The sequence below is a fragment of the Mycobacterium sp. SMC-21 genome (genome assembly GCF_045310825.1).
Classification (GTDB): Bacteria; Actinomycetota; Actinomycetes; order Mycobacteriales; family Mycobacteriaceae; genus Mycobacterium.
The window spans coordinates 82,547-100,498 of sequence record NZ_JBJIAO010000020.1 but is presented as its reverse complement, the minus strand read 5'-3'; the positions used below and the strand labels follow the sequence as shown (position 1 = coordinate 100,498).

Below are 17,952 nucleotides of genomic sequence, written 5' to 3'. Positions count from 1 at the left end.
ACACACCCAGCCAACCAGACACCCCAATCACAGGCCGACAGCAGCTGACCGTTCTACACCCTCAATCATGAAGAGCCGGTATTCATATGCGACACATAATGATCGACATGCCAATTTCATGATCGATTCATAGCCATTTCAGACATTGCCAGCTCATGGCGTCCGGATGAGAGGGCCGCTGAGCGAAGCGACGCCCCTCGCGCGGTTGGGGTTGCCCGTCCCGAACGAAGGCACTCCGTGGGGCGCACAGCTATGTTTGTGCCGGCGATCTGGAGGCGCCGATGCCTGAACGGACCGATTCTGGGTATTCCGCCGACAGTGGACCGCCAGATGAAGAGGGTTGGTGTGATTCGGTTCGGAATCGTCGCGGCGTTGGTCGCCGTTGCGGCAGGCCTTGCCGTGACTGCGCTGTTCGGTGGTTGGGTGTGGTGGATTGCCGCGGTGGCAGTAGGTGGGCTGGCCGCCGTCGGCGTCTTCGACGTGACCCAGCGACGTCATTCGGTGCTGCGCAACTACCCGGTGATCGGGCACATCCGGTACCTGCTGGAGGCGGTGCGTCCGGAACTGCAGCAGTACTTCATCGAACGCAACTTTGACGGCCGGCCGTTCGACCGCGACATCCGTTCGCTGATCTACGAGCGGGCCAAGGGGACGGCGGCCGAATTGTCGTACGGCACCGAACGCGATGTCGACGAGGCCGGGTACGAGTACCTGGTGCACTCGACCGCGCCGGTGGAGCCCCCGCCGGAGCCCTACCGGGTTCGTATCGGAGGCCCGGACTGCACCCGGCCCTATGACATGGCACTGCTGAACGTGTCGTCGATGAGTTTCGGGGCGCTCTCGGCCAACGCGTTGAAAGCCCTGAATGCCGGGGCGCGACGGGGCGGCTTCGCCCACGATACGGGCGAAGGCGGCTTGACGCCCTACCACCTCGGAGGCGCGGATGTGGTGTGGGAGATCGGGTCCGGCTATTTCGGCGCGCGCACCGCCGACGGACACTTCGACCCTGACCAGTTCGCCGACAAGGCCGCACACGATGCCGTCAAATGCGTTTCGCTCAAGCTGAGCCAGGGTGCCAAACCGGGCGTGGGCGGTGTGCTGCCCGCGTCGAAGGTGAGCAAGGAGATCGCCGAATATCGTGGGGTGCCCGCGGGGGAGAAGTGTGTGAGTCCCGCTGCGCACTCGGCGTTTTCGACGCCACGCGAGCTGGTGCAGTTCGTGGGTCGGCTCCGCGAACTGTGCGGCGGCAAGCCGGTGGGATTCAAACTGTGCGTGGGCTCCCGAGTGGACTTCTTGGCCATCTGCAAAGCGATGCGCGCCGAGGGGGTGACTCCCGACTTCATCATCGTCGACGGTGCCGAGGGCGGAACGGCCGCTGCGCCACTGGAATACGAGGACCACGTCGGGCTTCCGCTCACCGATGGATTGATGACGGTGCACAACGCACTGGTCGGTACCGGTCTGCGCGACGTCATCCGCATCGGCGCCAGCGGCAAGGTAGCCGCGGGCAATGACATCATCAAACGGCTCATTCAGGGCGCCGACTACACCAACGCTGCGCGCGCCATGATGATGGCGATCGGATGTATCCAATCGCAGCGTTGTCACACCAATCACTGCCCGGTCGGGGTCGCCACTCAGGACCCGCGACGGGCGCGAGCTCTGGACGTCGACGACAAGAGCGCCCGCGTGTATCGCTACCAGAAGGCCACTGTCGAGCAGGCAATGAAAATCATGGGCTCGATGGGGATCGCCGATCCGGCAATGCTGTCGCCGCATCTGCTGCGCAAGAAAGTCTCGGCCACCCAGCAGGTCTCGTACGCGGAACTCTACGAATGGTTGGCGCCCGGTGAACTCATCGAGCAGGCGCCGGAAAGCTGGGCCTTCGACTGGGCGGCCGCCGATGCCGATTCGTTCCGGCCCATCGTGCGATCTCGGCGAGTGTCCTGACGCCTCCACGCCTTTGGCGTTGGGCTGCCGCCGAGACGTGTGGCGATTGACGTGGCCGCACTCGGGGTAACTCTCAGCCACGGCTCGGATCAGTCGGGGGCCGTCAGATATGCCAAGGAGAACGATGAGCAAGTTATCGAAGTCGCTGTATCTGCCGCTGTCGGCTGCGTTCAGCGTGGTGGGCGGCCTGGTGGCCGGCAAGGTCTTCAGTGTGCTGTGGGAGCGGATCGACGACTCGGGCGAGGGACCTCCAGACCCCAAGGATCTGAACCGCTCGGGCAGCCAGGCGTTGTTGGCCGCGGGTGTGCAGGGCCTGGTCTTCGGCCTTGTCAGAGCGGCCGTGGATCGAGCAGGGGCACGCAGCTACCGCGCTGTGGCGCACGAGAATCCGGTGTAAGGGCGACGCGCAACGAAGAAGTTTGCATCGCAGCGGGTTTGGGTATGGGGTTCTGAGGCTCGGGGCAGTCCCGTGCGCTTGGTTGTAGCGTTTCTCGTTCCGTCAGGAGACACCCATGCCCCCTCGCCGCAAGCGTGACCAGTCCGCCCCCGCCGGTGTCGGCCCTGCGGGAACGCAGGGCGACGAACCGGCGCGCGCCCAGTCGGGGCAGTTCCTGACGACGAGTCAGGGACTGCGCCTGACCGACACCGACCATTCCTTGAAGGCAGGTCCCCGCGGCCCGTCGCTGTTGGAGGACTTCCATCTTCGCGAGAAGATCACCCACTTCGACCACGAGCGCATACCCGAGCGCGTGGTGCATGCCCGCGGCGCTGCGGCGCACGGGGTCTTCGAGTCGTACGGCACCGCTTCGTCGTTCACGAGAGCAGCGTTCCTGGGACGCAAGGGGACGACCACCGACGTCTTCGTGCGCTTCTCCACTGTGCTGGGATCGCGCGGTTCTGCCGACACGGTGCGTGATACCCGCGGCTTTGCGGTCAAGTTCTACACCGACGAAGGCACATTCGATCTGGTGGGCAACAACATCCCGGTCTTCTTCATCCAGGACGGCATCAAGTTTCCCGATGTCGTGCACGCGGCCAAACCGCACCCGGATCGCGAAATCCCCCAAGCACAGTCGGCACACGATACGTTCTGGGACTTCGTCTCCCTGCACACCGAGACCACCCACCACGTCTTCTGGAACATGAGCGATCGCGGCATTCCGCGCTCGTTCCGCACCATGGAAGGCTTTGGCGTACATACCTTCCGGCTGACGAACGCGGCCGGCAAGACCAGCCTGGCCAAGTTTCACTGGAAGCCGGCCGCCGGCGTGCATTCCCTGGTGTGGGAGGAAGCGCAGATCGCCGCCGGTGTGGACCCGGACTTCCACCGCCGTGATCTGGCCGACGGGATCGAAGCGGGCGCCTTCTTCGAATACGAACTGGGACTGCAGATTCTGCCCGATGACGGCACCGACACGTTCGAGAGCATCGACCTGCTGGATCCGACCAAACTCGTGCCGGAAGAACTGGCGCCGGTCCAACTGGTCGGCAAGCTCACGCTCAACCGCAACCCCACGAACTACTTCGCAGAGACCGAACAGGTCGCTTTTCACGTCGGTAATCTGGTGCCCGGCATCGAGCCCACCAATGACCCACTGCTGCAGGCCCGCCTGTTCTCCTACGTCGACACCCAGCTCACGCGCCTGGGTGGCCCGAACTTCACCCAGCTGCCCATCAACCGGCCCCATTGCCCGGTCAACGACATGTTGCGCGACGGGATGCATCAGACGGCGATCCACACCGGCCTGGCGCCGTATCGCCCGAACAGCATCGACGGTGACGAGCCTCGCCCAGCAGAAGCGAAAGATGGTGCCTACGTCCACTTTCCGCGACGGATCGAGGGAGAAGCGGTCCGTGCACAGCCGGCCTCCTTCGACGACCACTTCAGCCAGGCGACCCTCTTCTATCGCAGTTTGAGTGCGGTGGAACAGTCACACCTCGCCGACGCCTTCATTTTCGAATTGGGCAAGGTCTACGAACAAGGCATCAAAGAACGCGAACTGCAGGTGCTCGCCAACGTCGATTCCGCGCTCTGCGAAAAGGTCGCGGCTGCGCTCGGGCTGCCGGCACCGAAAGGCCGTCCCGCCGAGGATGTTCCGTTGTCACCGGCGTTGGCGCAGGTGACAACGGAACCAGGACCGATCGTCGGCCGGAAGATCGGCATTCTCGCCGATGCGGGTTCAGACCTCGCGGGCGTGGCCAAACTCGTGAAGGCCGCGACCGCCGCGGGCGCGGCCGCCTTGGTCATCGCCCCGACCGGCGGGGTGTTGAAGGCCGGCCGTCGCCAGGTGACCGTGGACCGAACTCTGGCCACGGTCCGTTCGATCGAAGTCGACGCCCTCGTCGTCGCCGCGGGGACAAAACCACTGCGCGACGCCAGGCTGGTCGTTCTGTTGCAGGAAACCTTCCGGCACTTCAAAGTTCTCGCGGCGTGGGGTGATGGCGACGCGGTACTCAAAGCGGCGAAGCTCCCGCTGAAGGCTCCGGGAGTCGAGCTCGGCGAGGATGTCGACAAGGACTTCATCGCGCGCCTGACAGCGGCACTCGGGCTGCACCGGGCATGGGACCGGGACACGAGTAACGCTCTCCGGTGATGCCGTCGCCGCCGCTCGCCGGAATGCCCGGGTTGATTCAAATCACACGTGCCCGATCGCGAGCCTCGATCGATGGTCCGTGCCTGTTCAGCGCGCTGTTCGCGCGCCAGAGGCGACCCTGACTCGCCGGAACGGTGTTTGAAGAACGCACAAAACGAGCATGGCACAGGTCATGGGCGAACATGAGAAAGCTGATGAGGCACGTAAAGGCCTGATCGATTCGATCAAAGGCAAAGCAAAAGAGATCGCCGGCGCAGTGACCGGCAACGATTCATTGACCGCGGAAGGGCAACTGGAGCAGGCCCAGGCGCGGGCCCGCAAAGAGGCCAACGCCATCGAGGCCGTCGCGGACGCCGAGGCCGACTCCGCCACCGGTCTGTTGTCTTCGGCGCACCATCAGGCAGCTGGTGCCCGAGGGGTGGTGCGGTCCGGCACCGAGGCCGCAGAGCAGGCAGCACGGGATCAGCAGGTGTCCCAGGTTCAGCAGACAGCGCAGACGGCGCGTCATCGCGCTGCCGAAGAGCAGGTTCGCGCGAGCGTCGAGGAGCAGCGCGAGGAACGGCAGGCGGAGATCCGGGAAACGGTCGAGACCGCGGCAGCCGGCCGGGAGGCGGGTGACGCGCTCGCCGAACACCGCGCCGCGCAGAAAGCGGCGGACGAAGAGCAAGCCGAGGCCCGTCGCCTTCGCGAACGCGCCGAGACCCTCACCGACCGAACCAACCTGCCCTGAAAGACATTGACAAACAAGGAGATATCGTGAGCATCACCGAATTGCCGTTACAGGTTTTGCGAATGCAATACCGCCTGGCCCGGTTTCCGCTGCAGTTCATCGAGGATCGATGGATCACCCGCTTGGACGCCGAAGCACCCGCTCGGCTGATCTATGAGCGGTCACTTGGCGGGCTCGATGCTGCCGTCGGCGGAGTGCTCGGCGATTCCACGTTGCGCAGGCGGGGTGCGGCCCTGGCCCGGCGAAGCGAGGTCCGTGCCGAAGCGGTGGTGCGGAGCATGGATGCGGCCCAACGGCGTAAAGAGGCGGGCGCACAGCTGGAGGACTCGCTGGCAGAGGTCGCGGACGACCGCGACGAAGCCGTGGCCGCCAAGCAGGACGCGGTGTCCGATGCCCGGGAGCGCGCGCAGCAGCGTAAGCGGCAGGCGGCGGAAGCGGCCGACAAGCGCATTGCCGAGGCCGCCAAGGCTAGCCGGGCCGAGGCCGATCGGAAGAAGGAAGCCGTCGAAGCCGCTGAACGGCAACGGCTGCAACGGATCAACAAAGCCGAAGAGAAGGCGGCGGCTGCGGCCGAAGCCGCACTCGAGGATGTCCGCGACAAGCGCGCTGCCGCGGCAGCCAAGCGCGAGCAGGCTGAGCAGGTCGAGGTGCTTGCCGACGCCGAGAAGCAGAACCGGCGGGCGGGTCGGGTCTGACGCGGAATCCCGACACTGGTTCCGGGCGCCGGACATGGGCGACTACGCCGCTGTCCGGCGCCCGGTCGTGCACTCCTGTTTGTCAACGGGGTCCCACGGGTAAATCCGCCCCATGAGCCACGATCCATTTTCCGCACCCGACGACGCCCGGACCCCGAATGCCGTCGTCCCGTCGAACCCGTCTGCGGTGGGTGAATGGGGCGTCGCGCCCCAAGGATCGCCTCAACCCGACGACGAGACGGAGCACACCATCAAGGTCGGCGTGGTCGTCTGGCTTCTACTGGCAACGGCACTGATCGTCTTCCTCGCCTACTTCGCCGTCCGTTCGTAGGGCCATAACGACAGTGGCTTCGTCGGCGGCACAGCGAAACGGGTCTTCAGGCTCTGAAAGGAAATCGCATGGCTGACAACGTGCTTGACAGCGGCCTGGCCGTGCGGCGGCACAGCACCGCGACCCGCCAGGAGGTCTGGAACGTCATCGCCGACGGCTGGACGTACTCCCAGTGGGTGGTGGGCAACAGTCGGATGCGCGCCGTCGACGCCGGCTGGCCCGCCGTCGGCAGCCGCATCCAGCACTCGATCGGGGTGTGGCCGTTCCTCGTCAACGACGTCACTGAAGTAGAGGACTGCCGCCCACTGGAGGAGCTGGTGTTGCTCGCCAGTGCCGGCGTCTTCGGCCGGGCGCGCATCTTCCTTCGGTTGTCCGATACGCCGACCGGCGGCTGCCTCATCGAGATGGCCGAGGTGCCGGTTGGACTACCGATGCGTTGGATACCGGACAAGGTGGCCCTGGCGGCGGTCATGCCGCGCAACCGGGAGTGCACGCTGCGGCTCGCCGCCATCGCCGAACGCCGAACCACAACCAGCGACGATGCGGTGCGATCGGTGGGCGAGTCCGTGTGAGAATCGGGCCATGGGGCGTAGCGGGGGAAAGAGCCCGATCGGCAGAGTGATCGGGACGCTGTTCGGGTTCGGGATGTTGGCGCTGGCGGTCGTGATCTTCCTTGGTGCCAAGGACGACCCGGCCGAACTGATCCGATCGGGCGACGTGGTGACGCCCACCGAGCGTGTCCACGTCGTGTATCTCGACCGATCGCAGTCGAACATTCGTTGCACGGCAACGACATCTCGCGGCCAGACCGAGCCGTTGGAGCCGTTCACCGGGGCGCACGACGAGAAGCGATTCGGTGGCAAGCGGATTTTCCTGATCCCCCGGGGCAAGTACTACCGGGCCGTCGGGGAGTTGCCGCTCGACCGCGGGCCGGTGACCGTGCGGTGTCCCGGAGCGAGCCGGATCTGGGTGAGCGCGCCGCCCAGCGGCTGGTCGTGGCCCATCGTCGTCTTCGTCGCGCTCGGGGTGGCGTGCCTCGTCGTGTTCATTGTTGTGATGCTGCGCCGCCGGGGCGGGCAGAGCGGCGGACCGTCGTATCCCGCGCCGCCGCAACAGGGTTATCCCGGCTACCCACCGCCGGGGTATCCGGGCTACCCGCCGTCCGGCAATCCCGATCCGGGCTATCCGCCGAACCCGAACTGGCCGCGCTAGACGTTCACGCAGGCGCGATTGGTCAGGACTCGCGTGACCCCGCGAGCGCCGTTGCGCGGCTGGGTAATTCCACGGTGAACGTCGCGCCCGTGCCGAGACCGGCACTGGTCGCGGTGATCCGGCCGTGGTGGGCGTCGACGAGGGCCTTCGCGATCGCCAGCCCGATGCCGGAACCGCCGTGTGCGCGGTCGCGTGCCGAGTCGGCGCGGTAGAACCGCTCGAACAACCGCGGCAGATGTTCGGCGGCGATGCCGTCACCGTCGTCCGATACCCGGATCTGCACCGAACCGCCGGCGTGCGTGGCCGTCACCTGCACCGTGCCGCCGGTATCGGTGTGCCGCAGTGCGTTCGTCAGCAGGTTGGCCAGCACCTGGTCGAGGCGTTGCGGGTCGGCCCACAGATCGGGCAGTCCGGGATCGATATCCGATGTCAGCGCAACGCCTTTCGCGCGGTACGGCGCGGCGAAGGCGTCGACGGCCGCACCGATCAGCGTTGCGGGTGCGACGGATTGCCTGTCTACGAGCGCCATGTCGCGTTCGGCGTCGGACAGCGCCCGTACGTCGGAGCTGAGCCTGGCGAGACGACGCGTCTGGTCGCGCAGCACGCCGATCGTGGTCGCGTCGAGGGGATGGATGCCGTCTTCGATCGACTCGAGATACGCGTTGATGACGGAGACGGGTGTGCGAAGCTCGTGCGCCAGGTCGGCCAGCAGCTGACGCCGGGTGGTTTCGACGGAGCCGAGCTGCTCGGCCATGGTGTTGAAAGCGTCTGCGATGGCGTCGAATTCGGTGCCCAGGTGGGGTGGTGAGACGCGGATGTCGTAGTTCCCGTCGGCGACCGCGGTGGCGGCGGCGGCGAGTTCGGCCGTCGACCGGTGCATCCGCCGACTCAGGTACCAGCTCAGTGCCAGCGCGGTCGTGGCGGCCACCGCGAGCGACATTCCCACCGAGACGGCGGTCGCCTGCCGGAAGGCGTGCTCATAGGGATGCGGACCGGTGCGCCCCGGGACGAGGACGTCCTGCATCACCTTGCGGAACATCGGCGGGCCGATGATGAGGGCGACGGTCGTCGTGGTGGCGATGGCCGCGATGACGACGACCGCGTTGGTGACCAGCAGGCGACTCCGAATGCCGTGCTTGCTGCGCGGATGGTTCTGGGCCATCAGCCTTCTCCCATCCGGTACCCGACGCCGCGGACCGTCGTGACGTAGCGCGGCTCGGCCGAGTTGTCGCCGAGCTTGCGACGCAGATGGCCGACGTGGACGTCGACGACGTTGTCGTTGCCGAACCACGATTCGCCCCACACGGCTTCCAGCAGTTGATGTCGCGTCCATACCTGCCGCGGGCGCGACGACAGCGCGGCCAGTACGTCGAACTCGGTGCGGGTCAGCATGATCGGGGCGCCGCCGAGCAGAGTCTGTCGGCTGTCGGTGTCGATGTGCAGCTCCCCGAACACGCGTGGCGGTGTCCCCGTCTCGGGGACGGATTCGGGGGCACGGCGGGGCCGCCGCAACATGGCCCGAATCCGGGCCACGACCTCGCGGGGACTGAACGGTTTGGTGACGTAGTCATCGGCGCCGACCGACAGCCCCACGATGGTGTCGATCTCAGTGTCGCGGGCCGTCAGCATCACGACGTACGCGTCGGAGAACACCCGAAGCTGTCGGCATACCTCGATGCCGTCGAGGCCCGGCAGTCCGATGTCGAGGACCACGACGTCGGGGTCGAGTTCGCGGGCGGCGACAAGAGCCGACGGGCCGTCGGCCGCGACTCGTACCTCGAACTGTTCGCGCTTGAGGTAGCTGGCCACGACATCGGCCAGCGCCGCCTCGTCGTCGACGACCAGCGCGCGCAGGCTCGGCGTCGGTTCAGTGCCGTTCACCTGCTCATAGTGCACCCGCGCGGTGGTGCGGTCGACCGGATGACCAGGTCAGCGCCGCGTTCTTTAACGAATCTTCATCGTTCCTCCGGGGAACCCTTGTCGGCCGATTCGAGTCTGGACGACGTCAGAAACCACCGTGAAGGGACATCGACATGATCAGCAAGATCGCTTTCTTCGCCACCGCCGCCGCGGCGCTGGCCGCTGCCACCTTGACCGCCGCCGGCCCGGCGCAGGCCGCCAGTGCGTCCGGCAACAACGGCGCCGACGTCGTCTCCACGCTGCGCAGCGAGGGTTACAACGTGCAGGTCGACGGGGCCCCGAGCGCTCCGCTGTCCGCCTGCACGGTGACGGGCGTGCACGGGTTGCCGAATCTCGCGGACCCGACCCAGCGCGCGGACACCCGCATGATCAACAACGTCTACGTCGACGTGACCTGTGCGTCGGACTCCTGAACGGGGTCGCAGCGCGCCGACCGGCGGCGACATGGTTATGTGAGGGGCGTGACCGAAGCGCAGTCGCTGCCGCTGGCCGGGATCACCGTCGTCGCGATGGAGCAGGCGGTGTCCGCGCCGATGTGTACGCGCGTGCTGGCCGACTTCGGCGCCCGCGTGATCAAGGTCGAGAATCCCCGAGGCGGCGACTTCGCCCGCGACTACGACGACGTGGTGCTCGGCCAGGCGGCGCATTTCGTGTGGGCCAACCGGGGCAAGCAGTCGATCAGCCTGAACCTCAAGTCCGACAAGGGCATTGCGGTGCTGCACCAGTTGCTCGACCGGGCCGACGCGTTCGTCTCCAACCTGGCGCCGGGCGCCACCGCGCGACTGGGGTTGTCACCGGAGGACCTCGGCAGGCGGCACCCGCAGGTGATTCCCGTCGAGATCGATGGCTACGGGCCGGGCGGACCCCTTTCCCAGAAACGTGCGTACGACCTGTTGGTGCAGGCGGAATCCGGGTCATGTGCGGCCACCGGCTTCCCGGGCATGCCGGCCAAGCCGGGTCCGCCCGTCGCCGATATCTCCACCGGCCTGTACTCGGCGCTGTCCATCATGGCGCTGCTGTTGGGCCGCGCCCGTGGTGTCTCTGTCGGTGCGGCGCCGTCGGTCGCGGTGAGCCTGTTCGACACGATGACCGACATCATGGGTTACCCGCTGACCTACACCCAGCACTCGGGCGTGAACCAGCAGCCACTCGGGATGGCATCGCCTGCCGTGGCACCATATGGCGCGTTCGCTACGCGCGACGGACAGACCGTCGTTCTCGGGACGACCAACGACAGGGAATGGCAGCGCCTGGCCCGGGAGATCATCGAGCGGCCCGACCTCGCCTCGGACCCTCGATTCGCGAGTAATTCGGACCGCTGCGCGCACCGCGACGAGCTTCACGCCGCCATCGGATCCTGGTGCGCTGAGCGCGATCTCGAGGATATCCAGCGGATCGCCGACGCCGCCGGCATCGGCAATTCGCGGTACAACCTGCCCAGTGAGGTGATCGCACATCCGCACCTCAAGTCCCGCGACCGGTGGCGTCAGGTCAGCACCCCGAATGGCCCCATCGAGGCGTTGTTGCCGCCGCCGGTGATCAGCGGCCTGGAGCTGAACATGGGGGCAATCCCCGGACTGGGCGAGCACACAGATGTGATACTCGGCGAATTGGGTTACCGCGCTGAAGATATCGCCGGCCTGCGGGCCGCCGGTGCCATCGGCGATGTCTATGGATCAGGGAGCGACCATGCGTGAAGTCGTCATTGTCGAGGCCGTGCGGACCGCCGTCGGCAAGCGCAACGGGGGACTGGCCGGCCAGCATGCCGCCGACCTGTCGGCCGTGGTGTTGAACGAACTGATGGAGCGGTCCGGAGTGGCCCCCGAACTCGTCGACGACGTGGTGTGGGGCTGTGTCTCGCAGGTCGGCGACCAGTCGAGCAATATCGCCCGCTGGTCGGTGCTCGCGGCCGGCTGGCCCGAGTCGATCCCGGGCACGACGGTCAACCGGGCCTGCGGATCGTCGCAGCAGGCACTGGATTTCGCGGTCCAGGCGGTGATGTCCGGTCAGCAGGACGTCGTGGTGGCCGGCGGTGTCGAGGTGATGAGCCGGGTGCCGCTCGGTGCGGCCCGCCAGACCGGCGAGCCGTACGGGCCGAAAGCGCTTGCCCGGTATGACGGTTTCGGTTTCAACCAGGGCATCTCGGCGGAGATGATCGCGCAGAAGTGGGGTCTGTCGAGGGCCCGGCTGGACGAGTACTCGGCGCGGTCGCACGAACTCGCCGCGGCTGCACAGGATTCGGGCGCGTTCGTCACGCAGATCGTTCCGGTGTTCACCGAGGACGGTGGTGTGGTGCACGAGGACGAGGGCATCCGGCGCGGGACGACGGTCGAGAAGCTGGGTGGCCTCAAGCCGGCATTCCAGGAGGACGGCGTGATCCACGCCGGCAACTCCTCGCAGATTTCCGATGGTGCGGCAGCACTTTTGGTGATGACGCTGGAGAACGCGCTGCAGCTCGGCCTCACCCCGCTGGTGCGGTATGTCGGCGGTGCGGTGACGGGCGCCGACCCGGTCCTGATGCTGACGGGCCCGATCCCGGCCACCGAAAAGGTGCTGCGCAAGACCGGTGTGAAGATCGGCGACATCGGTGTCTTCGAGGTGAACGAGGCGTTCGCCCCGGTACCGCTGGCCTGGCTCGCCGACACCGGCGCCGACGAGGCGGCGCTCAATCCCCTCGGTGGCGCGATCGCGCTGGGGCACCCGCTCGGCGCGTCCGGCGCGGTGCTGATGACTCGCATGATCAACCACATGCGGGACAACGGAATTCGCTACGGCCTGCAGACCATGTGCGAGGGCGGCGGCACCGCCAACGCGACGCTGGTGGAACTGGTGGCGTAGCACGGGGGAGGGCGGCGTTCGTTGACCTGACGGTGTTTCCGAGACCAACTGGATGGCGGAGATTGCCGCGGAATATCGCCGTGCAGTTGGTCTCGCGGACCGGATGGACGCCTAGGCCGGGGGGCTACCTGGTCTCAGCAACGCCGGCGACCACCGGTGAGGTCCAGCGCGATATCCACCAGCATGTCCTCTTGCCCACCGACGAGTCCGCGTCGCCCCGCTTCTTCCAGCAGCGTTCGCGTGTCGACGTCGAAGCGTTCGGCGGCAATCTCCGCGTGCCGCAGGAAGCTCGAGTACACGCCCGCGTAGCCGAGCGTCAGGGTCTCCCGGTCGACGCGCACCGGGCGGTCCTGTAGCGGCCGCACCAGATCGTCGGCGGCATCCTGCAACGCATGCAGATCGCAGCCGTGCTCCCAGCCCAGCTTGGTGGCCGCGGCGATGAAGACTTCCAGCGGTGCGTTGCCGGCTCCGGCGCCCATCCCGGTCAACGACGCGTCGACCCGGTTGGCGCCGTGCTCGACCGCGGCGATCGAATTGGCCACTCCCAGAGACAGATTGTGGTGGGCGTGGATGCCGATTTCTGTTGCAGGGTCCAAGGTTTGGCGCAGTGCGTCAACGCGGTCGGCGACGTCGCGCATCGTCATCGCCCCGCCGGAGTCGACGACGTAGACGCAGGTGGCGCCGTAACTCTCCAACAGCTTCGCCTGCGTGGCGAGGACCGCCGGCGTGGCGAGGTGGCTCATCATCAGGAAGCCGACGGGGTCCATGCCGAGCTCGCGGGCGGCGGCGAGATGGCGGGCGGAGAGCTCGGCCTCGGTGCAGTGGGTACCGACACGGACGACGGTGACGCCGGCGCGATGCGCGTCGCGCAACCGGCGCACGGTACCGATGCCGGGGAGGATCAGCGTCGCGATCCGCGCCCGGGACACCGCGGCGGCGACGGCGGAGATCCACTCCAGGTCGGTGTGGGCGCCGAAGCCGTAGACACAACTGGACCCACCCAGTCCGTCGCCGTGCGCGACCTCGATGGAGGCGACGCCCCCGGCGTCGAGCGCCGTCGCGATGGCGACGGCCTGCGCGATGGTGTACTGGTGCCGGACGGCGTGCATGCCGTCACGCAGGGTGACGTCGCTGATGTAGATCATGTTGGGGCTCCGAGATTTTCAGTGGTGACCTCGACGAGTGCGGTCACCTTGGTGCCCGCGAAGGCGCCGATTTCCGGGATTCGGATCGGGCCGATGCTTTCGAACTGCACAGCCTGTTTGAGCTGGAAACCGGGCACGTAGGCGCTGATCCGTGCGACCGCGGCGCGGATGTCTCGTTCGATGGCCCCGTGATCGGCGGCACCGTCGACCAGACAGTAGACGGTGTTCCGCGTCGACGCGGAGGGGCTGAGCAGTGAGATGACCTTCGCATGCCGGGCGCCGGCGTTCTGCATTGCGGTACAGGTGGTTTCGATGAGATCGTCGACGCCGGCCCGGATGTCCGGGCCGGCGGAGTACGCCGGAATCGACGACACGACCTCGGCGTAGGCCACGCTCCCTGATCTTGCGACGGCGGCGACGATTGGCGCGGTGGCCCCGGCGATCGCGGTCATTGCGCGTTCTCGGCGAGCATCCGCATCGCCGTGTCATAGATGGCGTTGGCGTGCATCTCGAACAACTCGAGCAGGTCCACCGAATCGCCGCCGAGTTCCTTGGCGATGAAGAGTCCGTCGGCGCCGGCGATGGAGTAGTTCACCAGCAGCCGGACCTGGGCGTCGGTGAGACCCGGCGCGAGCTCGCTGAGCGCATCGGTGAGTGACTCGGTGGCCTGCGCGCGCGCCTGCAGGAACCGCGCGCGGGCACTCGGTTCGATGGGCCGGCGCTCCAGTGCGAGCATCAGGCCGAGGCGCAGGAAATCGGGATTGTCGAGCAGGCCTTTTGCGAGCTGCTTGGCGAGGCCGATGACGCGTTCGCGTGGCTCGCCGTCGGAGGGGAGTTCCCAGACCTTCAGCCATGTCTCGAAACTGCGGTCGATCACGGCGGCCAGCAGGTCGTCCTTGTCCTTGAAGTGCCAGTAGATGGAGCTGGCGGGCAGGCCGCACTTCTTGCTGACCAGGCCGATGCTGGTGCCCTCGTAGCCACGCTCGGAAGCAATCTCGTTGGCGGCGTCCAGGATTCGCTCGCGGGACTGTTCGCCGTCCGCCCGCTTGCGGCGGGTCTTGGGCGCTTCGGTCATTTTCACTCCCGACTCTTGACTCTGTAGTGATCACTACATTACCGTAGCGATCACTACAGAACAAGTGGGAGGCCCTAATGAGCAGTGCAGAGACCTACGACGTCGCGGTCGTCGGGTATGGCCCCACGGGTGCCACCGCGGCCAACCTGTTGGGCCAACTCGGCCTCAAGGTGGTTGTGATCGAACGAGACCCGGACATCTACAGTCGGGCGCGGGCGATCTCGACCGACGAGGAGGTGCTGCGGGTCTGGCAGTCGGTCGGGCTCGCTGAACGGCTGCAGCGCGACATGCTGCCCGACCGTCCGGTCGCATTCGTCGACGCCGACGGGCGCCCCTTCATCGAAACCGTGATCTACGGACGCGGCTGCGGCCATCCGTCGCAGCAGTTCCTGTACCAGCCGGCGGTCGACTCCGTGCTCCGCGAGGGGGTGGCCCGGTTCGCCAACGTCGAGGTGCTCCTGGAGCATGAATGCCTGCGGGTGACCAACCGGGCCGACGACGTCGAGCTGCTTCTCGCCGACCTGCGTGCCGACGCCTTCAAGCGGGTGACGGCCCGTTATGTCATTGCCTCGGACGGCGGCTCGTCGGCGACGCGCGGTGTGCTCGGCATCGGGTACAGCGGACGCACCTACGGCGAGCGCTGGGTCGTCATCGACACCAAGGTGATCAAAGAGTGGGATGCCCACGACCGCTTGCGGTTTCACTGCAACCCCGCACGCCCGACCGTCGACTGCCCGACGCCGCTCGGGCATCACCGGTGGGAGTACCCCGCTCGGGGATGCGAGGACGAGAAGGAGCTCACCAGCGACGAAGCGGTGTGGAAAGTGTTGCGGGAGCAGGGCGTCACGCCCGAGCACGTCGAGATCATGCGCGCTGTCGTCTACAGCCATCACGTCCGGGTGGCGGACCGCTGGCGCGTCGGACGGGTGTTCCTGGCCGGCGATGCCGCGCACGCCATGCCGCCGTGGATCGGCCAGGGGATGTCCGCCGGCGTCCGCGACGCCGCCAACCTGTGCTGGAAAATCGCCGCGGTGCTGCGCGGTCAGGCGCCCGACTCACTGCTGGATTCGTATGCCGCAGAACGCAAACCGCACGTCACAGAGGTCACCCGGCGCGCGGTGCTGGTTGGTCGGATCATCACCGAGCGGCGGCCCTGGCTGGCCGCGATCCGCAATCACGTCGTGCGGGCGCTGACCCGGATTCCCGGTGCCAATGCCGCGGGCCAGAAGTTCTGGTGGATACCTGACGCCCACTACGAGGACGGCTTCTTCGCGGCGACGCACCCCGCGGTGGGCTGGCAGATCCCGCAACCCACGGTGGGCGGCTTGCTGCTCGACGAGTTGCTCGGCGGGCGCTGGACGGTGCTGCACACCAACGCCGTCCCGACCGGGGCGGTGGCCTGGACGGCTGCCGGGGCGTCGGCCCTGCAGATCACCGAACCGAGTCTGGTGCGGTGGCTGCGTGACCGCAAGGCCGACGCCGTCGTACTTCGACCGGACGGATTCGTCTACGCCGCAACCTCTTCCGGACAACCACTCCCGGCTCCGCCGGCCGGACTGAACCTCACCACCCTGACAGGAGCATGCGCATGACCACCACCCTCACCGAACACACCGTCACCGTCGGCAGCCAGAAGATCTTTGTCGCCGAAGCGGGGTCGGGTCCTGCGGTGATGCTGCTGCACGGCGGCGGCCCGGGCGCCTCCGGCGTCTCCAACTACTCCCGCAACATCGACGCCCTCGCCAAGCGCTACCGCGTCCTCGTCCCCGACATGCCCGGCTACGGACGCTCGTCGAAGGGCATCGACAAGTCCGATCCGTTCGGCTCCCTGGCCGATGCGATGCGGGGGCTGCTCGACGAATTGAGCATCAGCACAGCACATCTGATCGGCAACTCCTACGGCGGCGCCGCGGCACTGCGCCTGGCGCTGGACACCCCCGGTCGCGTCGGCAAGCTGGTGCTCATGGGCCCCGGCGGTATCGGCACCACGCGCGGGTTGCCGACAGCTGGTCTCAACAGCCTGCTGGCGTACTACGGCGGCTCGGGCCCCAGCCGTGAGAAGCTGGCCACGTTCATCCGTAATTACCTGGTCTACGACGGTGACTCGGTACCCGACGAGCTGATCGACCTGCGCTACACGGCGTCCATCGACCCGGAGGTGGTGGCCAATCCGCCGCTGAGCCGGCCGTCGGGACCGTTCGCGCTGCGAACGCTCTGGCGCATGGACCTGACACGTGACGCGCGGCTGTCCTCGCTGCAGACGCCGACGCTGATCCTGTGGGGCCGCGACGACAAGGTGAACCGGCCATCGGGCGGGCCCATGCTGCAGAACATCATGCCCAACGCCGAACTGGTCATGACCAGCCGCACCGGGCACTGGATGCAGTGGGAGCGTGCCGAGCTGTTCAACCAGATGGTCGACGAATTCCTCTCGGACAGTGCGGTATTCCGGCCATGAGCGTCTTCGGCAATGTGTCACTCGGCTATCTGGTGGTCGAGACGGAGCGGTTCGCCGATTGGCGGCGGTTCGGTCGCGACGCGATCGGCATGCACCTCGACGACCTCGACACCGACGCGATCCGATTCCGGCTCGACGAACAGCAATGCCGGTTCCTGCTGCGGCGCGGGCCGGCCGAGGATGTCACCACGCTGGGCTGGCAGGTCTACGACCACGAGACCTTCGAGGAGATCCTCGGCCGCGTGCACCGGTGCGGCGTGCCCGTCACCGTCGGGACCGACGAGGAGGCCGCGCTGCGCGGCGTCGAGCGTCTGGTGCGGATACCCGGCCCCAACGGGCTGGCGCAGGAGCTGTACACCCGAGCGCACATCGACGGGCAATTGTCGGTGGCCGGAAAGGGTTTCGTCACCGGCGAATTCGGGCTGGGTCACGTCGCCGTCACCAGCACCAAGCCGCATCAGGTCCGCGGCTACTACAACACGCTGCTCGACGCCCGACTCAGCGACTTCATCGATGAAACCATGAGCGGTGTCAAGGTCAAGATCCGGTTCCTGCGGGTCAACCGGCGCCACCACTCCGTGGCGATCGCCGCGGTGAATCGGCTGTCGATCAACCCGATTCGGACCCGCGTGCAGCACCTCAACATTCAGGTCGCCGAGTTGGACGACCTGACGGACAGCTACCAACGCGTGCGAGCACTGGGGTTCGACATGGCCCTGGGAGTCGGGCAGCACACCAACGACCGCGAACTGTCGTACTACGCCGTCACCCCCTCGGGTTTCGAGTGGGAGGTCGGATGGAACCCGCTGATCGTTGACGAATCGACCTGGAAACCGACGACTCACCAGGGCATCAGCATCTGGGGCCACGAGATGCAGTCCAGCGTCGACAAGCTCGGGCAGTTCACGACCGCTGTCAAGTCATTGCTACACCGCGAAGACACCGTCCCGGCGCTCGCCGGGGCCGGAATCGCCGACTAATAACGCGATTTGTGCACGATATTC

At 66.9% G+C, this 17,952-nt stretch carries 19 protein-coding genes; 14 read left to right on the top strand and 5 right to left on the bottom strand.

Annotated features, from left to right (window positions below; all coding sequences use genetic code 11):
• The first annotated feature begins 345 nt into the window (after positions 1-345).
• The 8 genes from ACJH6H_RS19150 to ACJH6H_RS19115 all read left to right on the top strand — a co-directional run bounded on the left by ACJH6H_RS19150 (position 346) and on the right by ACJH6H_RS19115 (position 7,512).
• Complete coding sequence (locus ACJH6H_RS19150) at positions 346-1,950, top strand: FMN-binding glutamate synthase family protein (protein WP_406775575.1); 1,605 nt, start codon at positions 346-348, stop codon at positions 1,948-1,950.
• A 124-nt stretch (positions 1,951-2,074) separates the two neighbouring features.
• The gene (locus ACJH6H_RS19145; protein ID WP_318985614.1) at positions 2,075-2,347 is read left to right on the top strand and encodes a DUF4235 domain-containing protein; all 273 of its coding nucleotides are present in this window, start codon (positions 2,075-2,077) and stop codon (positions 2,345-2,347) included.
• A 115-nt stretch (positions 2,348-2,462) separates the two neighbouring features.
• Positions 2,463-4,544, top strand: coding sequence for a catalase (locus ACJH6H_RS19140; RefSeq protein WP_406775574.1), 2,082 nt, complete (start codon positions 2,463-2,465; stop codon positions 4,542-4,544).
• A 160-nt stretch (positions 4,545-4,704) separates the two neighbouring features.
• Positions 4,705-5,274, top strand: a complete 570-nt coding sequence (locus ACJH6H_RS19135; RefSeq protein WP_318985612.1) for a CsbD family protein — start codon at positions 4,705-4,707, stop codon at positions 5,272-5,274.
• A 26-nt stretch (positions 5,275-5,300) separates the two neighbouring features.
• A complete protein-coding gene (locus tag ACJH6H_RS19130; RefSeq protein ID WP_318985611.1) occupies positions 5,301-5,969 on the top strand; it encodes an IF2 family translation initiation factor in 669 nt (222 codons plus the stop codon).
• Positions 5,970-6,081: 112 nt separating this feature from the next.
• Positions 6,082-6,300: a hypothetical protein gene (locus ACJH6H_RS19125; protein WP_318985610.1), complete on the top strand. Its 219-nt coding sequence runs from the start codon at positions 6,082-6,084 to the stop codon at positions 6,298-6,300.
• Between the two features lie 68 nt (positions 6,301-6,368).
• On the top strand, positions 6,369-6,872 hold the full coding sequence (locus ACJH6H_RS19120; protein WP_318985609.1) for an SRPBCC family protein: 504 nt from the start codon (positions 6,369-6,371) through the stop codon (positions 6,870-6,872).
• A gap of 10 nt (positions 6,873-6,882) precedes the next feature.
• Positions 6,883-7,512 carry a hypothetical protein gene (locus tag ACJH6H_RS19115; RefSeq protein WP_318985608.1) on the top strand — a complete coding sequence of 210 codons (630 nt, stop codon included), beginning with the start codon at positions 6,883-6,885 and terminating at the stop codon, positions 7,510-7,512.
• 22 nt (positions 7,513-7,534) lie between these two features.
• Here the strand turns inward: ACJH6H_RS19115 and ACJH6H_RS19110 are convergent, their stop codons facing one another.
• Both ACJH6H_RS19110 and ACJH6H_RS19105 read right to left on the bottom strand, forming a co-directional pair.
• Complete coding sequence (locus ACJH6H_RS19110; protein WP_318985607.1) at positions 7,535-8,674, bottom strand: ATP-binding protein; 1,140 nt, start codon at positions 8,672-8,674, stop codon at positions 7,535-7,537.
• A complete protein-coding gene (locus ACJH6H_RS19105) occupies positions 8,674-9,408 on the bottom strand; it encodes a response regulator transcription factor (RefSeq protein ID WP_061003466.1) in 735 nt (244 codons plus the stop codon). Before ACJH6H_RS19105 ends, ACJH6H_RS19110 begins: the two co-directional genes overlap by 1 nt.
• A 137-nt stretch (positions 9,409-9,545) precedes the next feature.
• Between ACJH6H_RS19105 and ACJH6H_RS19100 the strand changes: the two genes are divergently transcribed.
• The 3 genes from ACJH6H_RS19100 to ACJH6H_RS19090 are packed head-to-tail and all read left to right on the top strand — an operon-like array spanning position 9,546 to position 12,270.
• Positions 9,546-9,845: a hypothetical protein gene (locus ACJH6H_RS19100; RefSeq protein ID WP_318985606.1), complete on the top strand. Its 300-nt coding sequence runs from the start codon at positions 9,546-9,548 to the stop codon at positions 9,843-9,845.
• A gap of 48 nt (positions 9,846-9,893) precedes the next feature.
• Positions 9,894-11,129, top strand: coding sequence for a CaiB/BaiF CoA-transferase family protein (locus ACJH6H_RS19095; RefSeq protein ID WP_318985605.1), 1,236 nt, complete (start codon positions 9,894-9,896; stop codon positions 11,127-11,129).
• Positions 11,122-12,270 (top strand): thiolase family protein, encoded by a 1,149-nt coding sequence (locus ACJH6H_RS19090; protein ID WP_318985604.1) that lies wholly within the window; start codon positions 11,122-11,124, stop codon positions 12,268-12,270. Before ACJH6H_RS19095 ends, ACJH6H_RS19090 begins: the two co-directional genes overlap by 8 nt.
• Positions 12,271-12,404: 134 nt before the next feature.
• Here the strand turns inward: ACJH6H_RS19090 and dmpG are convergent, their stop codons facing one another.
• From dmpG to ACJH6H_RS19075, 3 genes are read right to left on the bottom strand one after another with little or no spacing between them, the layout of a single operon-like run.
• Complete coding sequence (gene dmpG / locus ACJH6H_RS19085) at positions 12,405-13,415, bottom strand: 4-hydroxy-2-oxovalerate aldolase (RefSeq protein WP_318985603.1); 1,011 nt, start codon at positions 13,413-13,415, stop codon at positions 12,405-12,407.
• The gene (locus ACJH6H_RS19080; RefSeq protein ID WP_318985602.1) at positions 13,412-13,867 is read right to left on the bottom strand and encodes a hypothetical protein; all 456 of its coding nucleotides are present in this window, start codon (positions 13,865-13,867) and stop codon (positions 13,412-13,414) included. The genes dmpG and ACJH6H_RS19080 overlap by 4 nt, the downstream gene beginning before the upstream one ends.
• Positions 13,864-14,490 (bottom strand): TetR/AcrR family transcriptional regulator, encoded by a 627-nt coding sequence (locus tag ACJH6H_RS19075; RefSeq protein WP_406775573.1) that lies wholly within the window; start codon positions 14,488-14,490, stop codon positions 13,864-13,866. The genes ACJH6H_RS19080 and ACJH6H_RS19075 overlap by 4 nt, the downstream gene beginning before the upstream one ends.
• 77 nt (positions 14,491-14,567) lie before the next feature.
• On the opposite strand from ACJH6H_RS19075, the gene ACJH6H_RS19070 reads away from it, so the two are divergent.
• From ACJH6H_RS19070 to ACJH6H_RS19060, 3 genes are read left to right on the top strand one after another with little or no spacing between them, the layout of a single operon-like run.
• Positions 14,568-16,082: a bifunctional 3-(3-hydroxy-phenyl)propionate/3-hydroxycinnamic acid hydroxylase gene (locus ACJH6H_RS19070; RefSeq protein WP_318985600.1), complete on the top strand. Its 1,515-nt coding sequence runs from the start codon at positions 14,568-14,570 to the stop codon at positions 16,080-16,082.
• The gene (locus ACJH6H_RS19065) at positions 16,079-16,948 is read left to right on the top strand and encodes an alpha/beta fold hydrolase (protein WP_138248325.1); all 870 of its coding nucleotides are present in this window, start codon (positions 16,079-16,081) and stop codon (positions 16,946-16,948) included. Before ACJH6H_RS19070 ends, ACJH6H_RS19065 begins: the two co-directional genes overlap by 4 nt.
• Positions 16,945-17,928: a VOC family protein gene (locus ACJH6H_RS19060; RefSeq protein ID WP_318985599.1), complete on the top strand. Its 984-nt coding sequence runs from the start codon at positions 16,945-16,947 to the stop codon at positions 17,926-17,928. The genes ACJH6H_RS19065 and ACJH6H_RS19060 overlap by 4 nt, the downstream gene beginning before the upstream one ends.
• The last annotated feature ends 24 nt before the right edge of the window (positions 17,929-17,952 follow it).